9 protein-coding genes are annotated in these 13441 nt (G+C 43.8%); 2 read left to right on the forward strand and 7 right to left on the reverse strand.

Annotated features, from left to right (window positions below; all coding sequences use genetic code 11):
- Positions 1–29: 29 nt before the first annotated feature.
- Together AAEZ02_RS02610 and trxC are read right to left on the reverse strand one after the other, a co-directional pair.
- Positions 30–761: a Clp protease/crotonase-like domain-containing protein gene (locus AAEZ02_RS02610; RefSeq protein ID WP_124013674.1), complete on the reverse strand. Its 732-nt coding sequence runs from the start codon at positions 759–761 to the stop codon at positions 30–32.
- Between the two features lie 327 nt (positions 762–1088).
- A complete protein-coding gene (trxC, locus tag AAEZ02_RS02615; RefSeq protein ID WP_124013673.1) occupies positions 1089–1511 on the reverse strand; it encodes a thioredoxin TrxC in 423 nt (140 codons plus the stop codon).
- Positions 1512–2600: 1089 nt separating this feature from the next.
- On the opposite strand from trxC, the gene AAEZ02_RS02620 reads away from it, so the two are divergent.
- Both AAEZ02_RS02620 and AAEZ02_RS02625 read left to right on the forward strand, forming a co-directional pair.
- Positions 2601–3611, forward strand: coding sequence for a substrate-binding domain-containing protein (locus AAEZ02_RS02620; RefSeq protein WP_124013672.1), 1011 nt, complete (start codon positions 2601–2603; stop codon positions 3609–3611).
- Between the two features lie 545 nt (positions 3612–4156).
- Entirely contained in the window at positions 4157–4495 is a 339-nt protein-coding gene (locus tag AAEZ02_RS02625) for a cytosolic protein (protein ID WP_124013705.1), read from the forward strand.
- Positions 4496–5223: 728 nt separating this feature from the next.
- Here the strand turns inward: AAEZ02_RS02625 and AAEZ02_RS02630 are convergent.
- The 5 genes from AAEZ02_RS02630 to AAEZ02_RS02650 all read right to left on the reverse strand — a co-directional run bounded on the left by AAEZ02_RS02630 (position 5224) and on the right by AAEZ02_RS02650 (position 12402).
- Positions 5224–6930: an amidase gene (locus AAEZ02_RS02630; protein ID WP_351121788.1), complete on the reverse strand. Its 1707-nt coding sequence runs from the start codon at positions 6928–6930 to the stop codon at positions 5224–5226.
- 79 nt (positions 6931–7009) lie between these two features.
- On the reverse strand, positions 7010–8122 hold the full coding sequence (aguA, locus tag AAEZ02_RS02635; RefSeq protein WP_124013670.1) for an agmatine deiminase: 1113 nt from the start codon (positions 8120–8122) through the stop codon (positions 7010–7012).
- 948 nt (positions 8123–9070) lie between these two features.
- Positions 9071–9610: a type II secretion system protein gene (locus AAEZ02_RS02640; protein ID WP_351075669.1), complete on the reverse strand. Its 540-nt coding sequence runs from the start codon at positions 9608–9610 to the stop codon at positions 9071–9073.
- A 346-nt stretch (positions 9611–9956) separates the two neighbouring features.
- The gene (locus tag AAEZ02_RS02645; protein ID WP_124013668.1) at positions 9957–11243 is read right to left on the reverse strand and encodes an acetyl-CoA hydrolase/transferase family protein; all 1287 of its coding nucleotides are present in this window, start codon (positions 11241–11243) and stop codon (positions 9957–9959) included.
- Positions 11244–11760: 517 nt separating this feature from the next.
- Positions 11761–12402 (reverse strand): YitT family protein, encoded by a 642-nt coding sequence (locus AAEZ02_RS02650; RefSeq protein ID WP_101032633.1) that lies wholly within the window; start codon positions 12400–12402, stop codon positions 11761–11763.
- Between the last annotated feature and the right edge of the window lie 1039 nt (positions 12403–13441).

The raw sequence follows: 13441 nt of genomic DNA on the forward strand, positions 1-13441 counted from the left end.
AAGTGAGACTAAGCGATAAACGGCTCAATTTAGTGTTGCTGTAATATCTTATTATGCTGAGTTAACAAGGTTTCCAACACATCAGGCGATACGCTAAAAATTTGCACTATATACTCACCAAAGCGAGAAGTCGTAGCTTGCTCGCCTTCATAGGTAATATGTAAGCCTAACTGCTTTAAGGTTTGTTGATCATAACTAAACAGCTGCGCATCTCTTTTCTCTTCCAATCCGGGCACCATACCTAAAATCGTCACCGCTTGGTTAACCTTCACCATCTGAAAAAAGTCATGCTCGGCTTGCTGCCACTGAGTTAAGAAGTCATCTGCTTCTTTGCGCAACATCTTGTTGGCTCGTTGTTTGTTAGAAGTGATCGGGACATAAATCGGTTGTAATGCACCACCATGCCAGCCTAATAGTCCACCATTTCTGACCGTGACATCATCACTGGCTGTAACAATGTAATTAGCACAAGACGATGCACAGGCCTTGTCTACCACCACCTTTAACTTGTACTCAAATACTAGCTCACCAAATCGAATTCCGGCAAATACATCGCCGCCACCACTATTGATGATCAGAGATTCTATTTTTGTGGGACTGTTCGTAATCAGTTGTTCAAATGAAGCGACATTCTCAGGTGTAATTTCGCCGTTATAAAGAATGGTGCTAGGTAATAGTGGGTCAATAGCCACACTGAAAGGTTCTTGCTGAGCTGCACATCCCATTAACGCTAGCAGTAAAGCGACAAGTAAATAACGCATTCATATTCCATCATGATGTTGAGTTTATAATAAATTATCATGAATAACTGATGTTGCTATAAAAATTTATACACTCATCAAAATAACGCATTAGATTATCTAGATTATGACCAACGGCCACTATCCTCAAGGCGCTTAACTCACTGCAGATAACAGCGCAAGATCCCCTACTGCACAGATAAAACGACCGAAATCCCAGTAATGCTTGTAAGCCCGGAACGACTTTGTAATTTCAATGCTGAGTTGCGTTTAGACTAGCCATAAAAAAACGCGAGTCATTGCCGCGTTTGTTATTACTTGAGTTCTGGCCGATCAAATGTCCAAAATCTATTTCAGCGATTCGAGCCATTGGTTGAATGATGATGCAGGCATAGCGCCTGATTGTTGGGCGATTGTTTTGCCTTGTTTAAATACCATCAGGGTGGGGATCGAGCGGATATTAAACTGCGCGGCTAAAGCTTGTTGCTCTTCGGTGTTGAGTTTTCCGAAACGGAATTTAGGCTCCCATGTTTTGGCGGCTTGGGTAAATACCGGCGCAAAGTTTTTACAAGGGCCGCACCAACTGGCCCAAAAGTCGACCACCAGTGGTAGTTCTGATTTGGTAGCATGGTGGCTAAAATTGGCGGCTGTCAGCTCAATCGGCACACCAACAAAAAGGTTTTGTTTGCACTTACCACAGGTTGGTTGTTGCTCAAGACGATCTTCAGGGACGCGATTTAAGGTATCGCAATGGGGGCAAGCTATGATCATGGTTAGTCCTTATCCACTTCATTATTGAGACTATTCAATCATAAACCTAGTTGGTGTGTTAAACGAATAATCGTTTAATTTATTATATTATGGCCTGCGGCCACTAACGCTTAAGTTCGCAAGGTTCCACCCTGCACGGGCTAATTCATTTATGGCCTGCGGCCACCAACGTCGTGGCGCTTCCCCCACACCAGACCAAGAGGAAACCAACGGCAGTTCCCTCTTTATTCTTTATAAAAGAATTGGCCCAGCCGCCTCGCAACATTTTTCCTAATGACTTAAATAACAGCAGCGAAAAGTCGCCATGGGGATCGATCTAGCTTTTGACTTCGTTTGTAATCGGCTTCGGCCTTATTCGAAAATGCTAAGTTGAATTTATCCATTTTCAAGCAAGGAATTTATGGACACAAACGAACTAATGATTTGGTTTTTAGCTCGTAAGAGATGATTAAGAAAAGTATCGCAATCAGTTATGCGCCCCTAAAAATGGGCAATGAATCATCTTCAACAAGAACGTTTACTCTGACCCACTAAATTTATGTGGACGCAGTAATGCAGTTAATTAAGCATCTAGACGATTGTGAAAAAATAGATAAACATTTACGCCAGCAGATTCGGAACTTGTATTTATGAGGTCTTTACAAGATAAGCCTCAACAAGTGACATTTACAGTAAAACCCATCAAACGACCGTGATAATGTAACGTTTTCAAGGTAAACGGTTAACTTAGATTACGGTGCTGTTGAGCCTACGATCTATTTACAAATCACCTCGTAATGCCTGTATTTGTCCTCGCAGCCTTAATATCCCCACCCAGTTTCATTTGAATGTCTGTAAAAGCGCTTGATGCTTGGAATGAGCTAAAACAAGCAAGCAATAAAATTAAGACAGGCATTCTAAAATTAGAACCCATTGGTTACTTGTATGGTGTTGCGATCCTGACGCATGGGGGAGTTCAAAACACAACAATATCGATTAGCTCACACTGATATGTTCAGTAATACCGTTTCAGCTCGTATCTTTAAATGAATTTCTTTGATATGTTTTATTGTAAGCAGAGTCGCACTATGATTTATTTCAGGAGGGAGTGTGAGGAGATCACTTTTATTGTTTGTTGCCTTTAGTCTAATACCCATATCTTCTGTCTATGGAAAAGAATTAAAACTTGCCGTGGTACCTAAATTTAATAGTGTTTTTTTTGATCAAAGCAAAGCTGGCTGTATAGATGCTGCGGCTCAAATAAAAGGCGTTGAATGCATATATCGGGGACCAGATATAAGTAATGTTAGGATGCAAGATCAGGTAATAAATCAACTGATTGATGAAGGTATAGATGGTATCGCTGTAGCCGTTACACAATCTAAATATCTCGTTAAAAATAGCCTCAAGAGAGCTAAAGAAGCAGGTATCCCGATTATTACCTATGACTCTGATATTGATGCTTCAATCAACGAAGACCCTAATAGTTTACGCCTAGCCTATATAGGCACTGACAATATTGAATTGGGTAAGTCATTAGGTGAAGAGTTAAAAAAACTTCGGCCCAATGGGGGAACGCTAATAATGCAATCTGGGCGACGAGATTCTCCCAATCTGAATTTAAGACTGATGGGGGTCCGTTCCGCATTATCGGGAAAAAAATACGATGTACCTCCTGGAGAATTGCTTAATAACGATTTGGGATGGACTGAAGTTAGAGAACCTTTCTTTAATTTTGATCAACTGGCTCAATCTGTTATTCAAATGGAGTCTGTAATGAAAGGTAGGCCTGTAAAAGCAGACTCTTTTATTGCTGTTGGTGGTTGGCCGCAAAATGACCAAGCACTTTACCGTAAAATGATTGCCCCGTATCAGGCAAAAATTAATAACAACGAGGTCATCATTGTTATTACTAATACATCCTCTGAACAATTAACTATGTTGGAAGATAATCTTGTTCATATCAATATTGGTCAAGCCCCATATGAAATGGGAAGACAAGCCATTTTGACACTGTATAAAATTGTAACAGAACAAAAATATGACAGAATAATTTACACACCTATCACATTTTGCACACCAGAGAACGTTGATACATGTACCAAGGTTTCGGGATTGTAATCATATTTAAACAGCATGGTATAAAAGCTAACGAATAATTATTTATAATACTTTCCAAATATCTTTTGGACAAAAGTGAGTTTGAGGTATTAATTAACTCAGCTTACTTGGTATTGGTTTAGCTTGATTTATAACGTCGCTTCATTTGAACTTATTGCCTGCAGCATGTGAGCTACAGGACGTAGTAAATGTCGCGATCACAGGGATATGAAAGAGTGACCTTAGTGCAGATGATTAAGCGAGACGCCAGCTCTTGATTTTAAAATCAGCATCCCTGTGGGCTTAACCAAAACATCCCTGTTTTGAATACTCGCTGACTCATCTACACCTGTAATTTAACTCTCTTCGATTTAGCCGCATAGTTGTCTATAGATGAAAGCTAAATAGGAAAAGCTCAAATCTAATTAGATGACTTATTTTGGGGCAAAGACGTGTTTCAAGGTGACCTAGTGAATGACCGTAAATTGCACAGAATTACTAAATCTCTACTACGTTCTGCCCTTGATAATGTTAAAATCTCCGCATCAGAATTACCGAGAAACTCAATGTTTATCCATCATGTTAACGGCATCGACTGGCTAGTGATCACAGCTTTTGAAGAACTGAAAACTATGTTTATCGAAGAAGCCGGTACGATACCCTCTTGCTTCTCTACCGCCAGCGAATTGAACCTGGTTGATCAAGCAAAGCGAACTTATAGATATTTGCCTACTCTCAGAGGCGTAATCACCGATATCGGCACATATCAAAGACAGGGTAACGAAGAAGATTTGAACCCACAGCTTGCCTGCTTAGTTGAGGGGCTTGGTCGAGTATTTATCTATCACGGCGGCTTTGTAGCTTTTGTGGATGACGAGCAAACCTTTATTACCCGAATAGACTGAAAATTATTCAGTAAGTTGAAATCGGCGAATTGGCATCCCTAGCAAGGAATGGGGCATAAATGATTTGCATACCTTGCTGCATTGGTGTGATGCAACTCTGAACTTGAGGACGTTGAAGAAAATAGCGTGAGCCTGACATGGATGTCAGGCTAGCTTTCGTTGGCCAAGGATGGCCTATCGGAAGCGTTAGCATTTTCGAATAAGTCCGAAGCAGGCTTCAAATGAAGTTAAAAGCTGGATCAATCCCCATGGCGACCTTTTCGCTGTTCAGAAAATGTTGCGGGGCGGCTGGGAGTTCCAAGAGGGAATAGCCGTTGATTTCCTCTTGGTCTGGTGTGGGTGAAGCGCCACGACGTTAGTGGCCGCAGGCCATAGCTTAAAAACACTTTGGGGCAAAAATGAGTTAGTAATACTGTCTTAAAAGGTATTGATTCAACTCTGAACTTAAGAACGTTGAAGACTCTTTATAACAGAATGCGTGAGCCTGACAGGCCTTTCTCGCACATCTGACCTATATGGATATTGGAAAGTCGGCAACATCATTGATCATGTCCTTCAAGGCATTCAGGCATCCTGCCTATCAGAATCAGGCTAGCTTACGCGGTACAGGTCGATTGGCATCTAACCGATATGGATATGGGAAAAATGAGTTAAACAAGTATTTACGTTGGAGTTAAAACAACGGAATTGGCGTGTAAGATCCAATCCCGTTTTTCACTTCTTGGTGCTTATCTGCTAAGCGCTGGCGTGCGTGTAGGGATCAGGCGCTTGCTGCCTGTAGCCTCAAATGCACCCGCAAACCTCAGCAGGTTGTTGTCGTCATAAGCACGGCCCGCGAAAGTTAACCCTACAGGCATGCCAATATCGGCCATTGCCCCCATCGGCACAGTAACCGTTGGTACACCTAAGTGGCGAATAGCAAGGTTGCCGTTAGCGACCCAAATACCGTTGCTCCAAGCGATGTCGGCGGAGGCTGGATTAACATGCGCATCTGCTGGACCCACGTCAGCCATGGTTGGAAACAGCACTGCATCGAGTTTGAGTTCGTCCATCCAGTCTTCCAGATCCAGCTTGCGAGTCTTCTCTAAGCCGCGCAGACCATCCGGTATGCTGTCGATTTGGTTATACGACTTGAGACCTCTTTTGGCCATATTGACGTACTCATCCATGCCAGCAGCAAGATCGCCCTCACGGTTCGGCAAGGTGCCAAGATCGTGCGGGAAAATCAAATGCCCATTAACGTCAGCTAATTTGTTCAGTTTAGGGTCATTGTTGGCACGCAAGAATTCATCTAAAGCCCACCCCGATAGTACCCATAGCTCATCATCAAGAAACTCAGGTGTGACTAAGCCACGGTTAAATACCGTCGGCGCACCAGGCCGGTCACCTTCACAGTTAGAAACCAGCGGGAAGTCCACTTCAATCACTTCGGCTCCGGCAGATTCCAGTGCTTTGCGTGCCGCTTCCCAGAGGTCGATCACCGATGATCGAGTATTGATGCGCTGACCGGTCGGGCCTCCGATACCGGGGTTTTCGCTAGTGCCAGCCAATTCATCCTTGTTAATGAACATGCGTGGCACCCCGAAACGCTTGCCTTTAAGCGTGTCAGCTTGGGCGGCAAGATCCAGATAAGAGTCTGGACGAACTGTTGATGCTTTTGGGATCTCGACCCAAGGTTGTAGACGCCATAGGTCGCCACGGGTGATAGGGTCGTCTGCCACGATAACGTCAAGAACTTCGAGCATGTCGGCAATAGTACGGGTATAAGGCACCACTACATCCATGGTCGGTGTCAACGGCCAGTTGCCGCGCACAGAAATTACCCCCCGTGACGGGGTATAGGCGCACAGACCGTTATTTGATGCAGGTCCACGACCGCTCGACCATGTCTCTTCGGCTAGACCGAAAGCAGAATAGCTTGCGGCGGTCCCAGTACCCGCGCCATTGGAAGAACCAGAGGCGAAGGGAGCTGTAAGGTAGTTAGCATTGTATGGGCTTTCGGCGCGACCGTAGTGACCACGCTGCATACCACCATTGGCCATAGGTGGCATGTTGGTTTTACCTAAACAAATGGCACCCGCTTCGCGCAGACGTTCAACGGCAAAGGCATCGTATTGAGCAATCAAATCCTTAAACGCTGGGCTGCCCGAAGCCGCAGTGAGCCCCTTAACAAGATAGCTGTCCTTGGTGGTATAGGGAATACCATCGAGTGGGCTAAGTGTTTCACATTGAGCTCGGCGTGCATCAGAAGCCTCAGCTTCCTTGATCGCATCTGGATTGTGAACCACCAGCGCATTCAGCTTGGTCTCTGTCGCTGGGCCGTCGTAAGCATCAACCCGTGCGAGATAAGACTTCACCAGTTCAACCGCTGTGGTGCGACCGGATTCGAGCGCTGTACGCAGCTCGGCAATAGAAACCTCAGTGACTTCGAACATGTTTCGACCTCTTATTGAAAGCCAATTGTGTTAAAACAACAGTGACATACATGGTCATTGTGTTCTCCTTAGTTTTTACTTACTGTCCAGAGGGGATCTGTTGGGTGATGCAATGGATGTTACCACCACCTAATAAGATCTCGCGGGCAGGTACTCCGACAATTTCATACTCGGGGAAAATCTCCTGCAATTTTTGTGCAGCGATATCGTCAGTTGCAGGGTCGAGTAGTGGAAAAACGATACGATTGTTGGTAATTAAAAAGTTCGCATAAGAACCCGCTAAGCGTTCACCCGCCGTGCGTGGAACACCAGTCCCCTCAGTTACGCCTTGCGCTTCCTCTGCTGTGCAATACAAAGGACCTGGCTGTGGTAATAAATGGATTGTTAATTTACGGCCTTGTGCATCCACAGTATTTTGTAAAATATCCAAAGCGGCTTTTGAACGAGGATACTGCGGATCGGTTTGATCATCAGTCCAGTGTAAAACCACTTCGCCTGGGCGAGCAAAACAGCAAATATTATCAATATGTCCGTCGGTCTCATCCATGTACACACCTTCTGGCAACCAGATAAACTGCTGCACATTTAAATAATCACACAGTAATGCTTCTATTTGTTCACGATTAAGATCTGGGTTGCGATTGCTGTTAAGCAAACATTCAGCCGTCGTCATGCAGGTGCCTTCACCATCGACATGAATTGAGCCACCTTCGAGGATCAACTGAGCCTGATAACGCTCAAAACCATGCTGCGTGAGCATCTGTTGTGCGACTTGCTCGTCCTTATCCCATGGAGAGTACAACCCCCCGTTATGACCGCCCCAGGCATTAAAGCCCCAATCAACACCACGGCATTCGCCTTTGGCATTCACTACTACAGTCGGCCCTGTATCGCGAGCCCAGCAATCGTTGCTATCTATTTCGACCAACGTAACGTGGGAAGGCATAACCGTCTTGGCTTGAGTCAAAAATTCCTTAGGTACCCCCATATAAACAGGGGTAGCAGCACCAATGGCATCGGCCACTTTAGCAAAGGTTGCCTGAGCATAAGCCCCTGCAGAGCGCCAGTTATCAGGACGATATGGCCAAATCATCCACACAGCTTGCTGCGGCGCCCATTCGGCGGGCATGCTAAAACCATCTTGAGATGGTTTAGTGGTTAACTGCGTGGCATCCACATTCATGTTTGTCATGAGTTTTGTCTCCGGTAATGCTGAAAAACTATAAGGGAGTGCGCCCTAACATAGGACGACAGAATAAAAATACGCCTAACATTAATCAAATGAATAAATCGAATTACCACATTCATCACGCAAATAGTTAGGCCGAAATTGCCACGTCTACACTAGGTGAGCTTTAGCTTCGATGAAATATCACTGTATATCATATCATTTAAGACTACTTGCGCTAAATACTTGTATGCAGGTGATAGATAAGAATTTATACGGTAAAAAGCTTGCAAGTTTATTGCAAGCTAGATTAAGTGCAATCACAAAATGGGCCAAAAACGAGTGAGATTTATTGACTTAAAAATGGACAAATTCAACTCTGAACTTGAGGACGTTGAAGACTCTTTATAAAAGAATGCGTGAGCCTGACAGGCCTTTCTAGCACATCTGATCTATATGGATATTGGAAATGTCATAGTGATGTCGGCAACATCATTGACCATATACTCCAAGGCATCCGGCTTATCAGATGTGGGCTTAGCTTTCGAGGTACAGGTCACTCATTGGCATCTGACCCATATGGACATGGGGAATGTCATTTGATGGCGGCAACATTATTGACCATGCCACCACGACATTCGTGAATCCATTCACATCAGATCCCCATCGGAAGCGTTAGCATTTTCACTCTTTATTATAAGATTGGCCGAGGCTGGATTCAAATGCGATTAAAAGCTGGAACAATCCCCATGGCGACTTTTCGCATCTGTTATTTAAGTCATTAACGAAAATGTTGCGGGGCGGCTGGGCCAATTTTTCATAAAGAGTAAAGAGGGAACTGCCGTTGGTTTCCTCTTGGTCTGGTGTGGGTGAAGCGCCACCACGTTAGTCGCCGTAGGCCATAAAGGTGTTAGCCGTTAGAGGCCGCAGGCCATAAGTAAAACAGCAACTCAGTGGATGACCACTGACTAATTAACACCCTGTAATCACCGTCGAAATAACCGGTTCACCTGTAACCTTCCAATGATATTGGAAATAACAATTCGTCGCGATAACCTCTGTCGACGTTGGCTCGGCTGCAGCCAACACACCTTTTGGTGCAGCAGCTACCGCATAACTGCCACTTGATGCATAAATTCGATAAGCCCAGTCATTCACATCAAGCCCAGCGGCTTCAAATATTTCCGGTGCTAAAATATAATTGGCAGTAAAACTGGTGTTAGCGGCATTGGACGCTGCGGCCCAAGGTTGATAATTACTGCCTTTGACACCAGAGAACTCAACCGTATCGGAAATGGCCTTGCCTGATGTGAGCGTTTTCGCTTTAAATAACGAAACTGCCGTTTTCATCGACCCTGTTGCACCTTTGATAGCGGCAATATGGGCATCTTTTTTTAAATTGATAAATTTAGGTGCCGCAACAACAGCCAAAATACCTAAAATGATAATCACTACCACCAGCTCTATAAGCGTGAAACCCGATTGGCGGGAACCTTTTGTTAATGTACTCATACAACGAATGCCCTTTGACACAGTCATTGACCGCGCAGTTTGTATAAATTGAGTAAGATGATTATGTTTCAGTGTCCATATTTAACTGACTGTATTTAGCTGACTGTATTTAACTGACTGTATTTAGCTGACTGTATTTAACTGACTGTATTTAACTGACTGTATTCCAATGATTATTTTAACCCTCTATTTAGCCGTAATTACAGAGACTTTTACGCTGATGTTAATAGTTTCGAGCCAAGTGTGTTGTTTAATCTACCAATCTAAGGCAGCGGATCAAAATAACACACTACCGTTTCGGCTCACAACTATTACAGCAATGACAAGATTAATAAATCCACAGTATTTAAACCTTCAGTCGCCACATATCAAAAGCTTCTTGGCAAAGCTGCTGTCTAAATTTTGGATGGGCGATGTCGATAAGTGCTCGAGCTCGCTCGCGCAATGACTTACCCCGCAAATAAGCCGTTCCATATTCGGTGACAATATAATGCACATGCGCCCGGGTAGTTACCACGCCAGCCCCTGGGGATAATACTGTGGCAATGCGCGAAACGGTGCCATTGGAAGCGGTACTTGGCAGTGCAATAACCGATCGCCCACCTTCTGACAGTCCGGCGCCGCGGATAAAGTCCATTTGCCCGCCTACGCCTGAATAAATTTGAGTGCCCAGTGAATCGGCACACACTTGGCCTGATATATCGACCTGTAACGCGGAGTTTATTGCCATTACATTAGGGTTTTTACGAATAATGGCAGTGTCATTGACCTGCTCAATATCCATAAATATCACCGACGGATTGTCATCAACATAGTCGTAAAGTCGTTGGCTGCCCAACGCAAAACCAGTGACAACTTTACCGGGATGTACTTTCTTACGGCTGTTATTGATGACTCCAAGTTCAACCAGATTAAGTACCCCATCTGAAAATAGTTCGGTGTGTACGCCCAAATCTTTGTGCTCGGTTAAGCACGACAGCACCGCATCTGGGATAGCACCTATGCCCATCTGCAAGCAAGCGCCATCAGGCACCAGTTTTGCTACATGCTGGCCGATGGCTAAACTAATGGCATCGCTTGGGGCTAATAGATGTTGTGGTAACGGCTTGCTCTGTTCATACACAGCAGCCAGCTGATTATAATGAATAAAACCATCACCATGGGTGCGAGGCATCATAGGGTTAATATGGGCAATGATCCGCCCCGCCATTTGGCACGCAGCTAAGGTTGCCTCAACCGATATGCCTAAAGAGCAGATACCGTGTTTATCGGGTGGCGACACTTGAATAATCGCAGTGTCGATATGCTGTTCGCCGGAACGAAACAACTTGGGCACCTCAGAGAGAAAAATCGGAACATAATCGGCATCACCTTGTTGTAACAGCGACCGCGTGGGTGAACCAGTAAAAAAGCAACGATGGCGAATATGTTCTTTTAAACGGGGATCACTGAGCGATTCAGCGCCCTCGGTATGCAGCTGTAATAATGTTAAGCCATGCTTAGTTAGCGCATGTTCGGCTAATGCATCGAGCAACAATGTTGGCGTAGCGCCCATGGAGTGTGTCCATAAAGTTTCACCGCTTTCAATTAAGGATACGGCCTCTAAAGCACTGCTACAAATAATTGGTTTCATTAATATTACTCAAGGTAATTAAGCTATTTGTAGTGTAAGCGCTAAATTAATCCGTTAATAGCATTGGCCTTTGTAACATTGATCTAACACAAAAGAGTGGCATAATTGAGACATTGCAGGGCATTTTTTATTCAGCGAGCATTGAGTCGGAGTATTAAGCAAGAGTATTAAACAAGAGTATTGAGCGGGATCATTTTGTTGGAGCAATCCCTATAACCTCCTTTGGGTTTGTGATTGTAAATGTCGCACTGAAAAATACGCCGGAGGCCAATATGACACTGTATGGCACTGATAGGTGGGGCTGAGAGATATATGACCAAAACAGCAGAGGCCACTTATTTATAAACAATATTGCGAGGTGTCTGTTGAGCCCATTTGAGCCATGACGCAGTTGGAGTCTTGCGATATTTATTTACAGTGGCCCAAGGCCAGCCTATTAATTTAAGCAAGCTTAATGCAAACCAGGTTCGTTCAAACGAGGTTTACATTAACCAATAAACAGGGTTAAGCACAGTGTTTATACGCCAACGCGGGCATGTTTAGTGTTAGCTTTCGTTTCAACATAAGCTTGGTAACGGCCAGGTTTATGATTAACCGCAATTAACACATTTAACGCAATTGCACCCATCACTGACAATAACACCAACTCAAAAGGAAACAGCAACAGCGAAGAGCTTAAAATTATCGTATCAATTAGCAAGCCAAAGTTACCGGCACGAATTGAATACTTGTTTTGTAAGTAAAGTGCCAAAATGCCTAAACCGCCTAAGCTCGACTTATGTCTGAACATAATCAACACACCGACCCCGATCAACATACCGCCGACTACCGCTGCAAATAATGGATGGACATTATCGATATGAATAAACATCGGCATATAATCCGTCATTAGCGAGACTATTGTCACCGAAATGAAGGTATTTATGGTGAAACGCTTAGAAAGCTGAGTCCAAGCGATATAGTAAAAAGGCACATTGATTAAGAAAAATAACACCCCAAAACTTAACGATGTCAGATGCATCCCAATAATCGCCAAACCTGCGGTACCACCAGTAATAAGCTGATTACTGTTAAACAGAGTCACGCCAAAAGACACCATTACACCGGCACAAAACAAAGCCATAATGTCTTCGTAAAATCGGTGTGTTGGAAATTGCATGCGATTTGCCATCCTGTAGTGAGTAGCGGTTAGTTATTAGCAACCTAGTGATTACATCATGCTGCTAATGCACTGGCCATTGTGCAGTGCTATAAAACAGCAACATATTAAGGGCGCGCAGTGTACCGAATCAACTTGGATTAAACAGTTAGCTAAATGAGACAAATGCTGCGATTTTTGCCATGAGTGTTCACTCAGATTTACGACTTTAGGCACTTTGGTAAACGAAGTGTTTATTAATTGTTACGATATCGATTAGGCTGGGGTCTAAGAGATGCGCTTGATCAAACTTCAGCCGAATATTAGCACTGTATAAATAGATGTAAAAGTTAACCGCGGCAACGATTCTAGACAACCTTAAGTAATCAATTTCTGCCACTTAAGCATGACATGGTTTAGCCAACATAACCTCGGTTTGGAATAATAAACGGCTTTGAATTAACCCTTGCCTGTTACCAAAAAAAGGCATAAATGACAATATAAATAAAGCTCAGACTTAAGCCATGCCCTCCCCCAATAACATTGAGGCCATAGAAGATAATTAACTCCGAAAGTAATGCTAACGAGCTGTGGGCTTAGGCGCATATTTACCCATACGCAGGGAGTAAAACCTCCATGATGCCTGGAATATCATGGACTGAGACAGCGCAACTTATCGACCAAGAAATGACAACTTATTGGCGAAGGTGTAACAGCGCGGCTAAGTCACTTCACATATGTCGTCGGGTAAATTGTCGCTGGAACCGATCAAAAATCATCACTCAGCATAATATTGACCGTGCCCATCACCGCGAAACCATTAACTTGACTAATGACTAAACGCTCAACATAACGACACAAGCAAAACAAACTGGTAACTATAGCCTTACAGATCAAACAATTAATTAAAACCTTGATCAAAAAATTCATTATCGAGCACAATTATTTTTTATACTGACTAAAATTGAATAATCAATCTTGGTAGTAAGCTGGTCATACTGAGTTAAACCGATAACGATATGCTGTCTATCTGCTTAATTAAATAGTGAAAAATGGCAAC

Origin of the sequence: Shewanella sp. T24-MNA-CIBAN-0130 (assembly GCF_040310185.1) — a bacterium.
Taxonomy (GTDB): domain Bacteria; phylum Pseudomonadota; class Gammaproteobacteria; order Enterobacterales; family Shewanellaceae; genus Shewanella; species Shewanella psychromarinicola.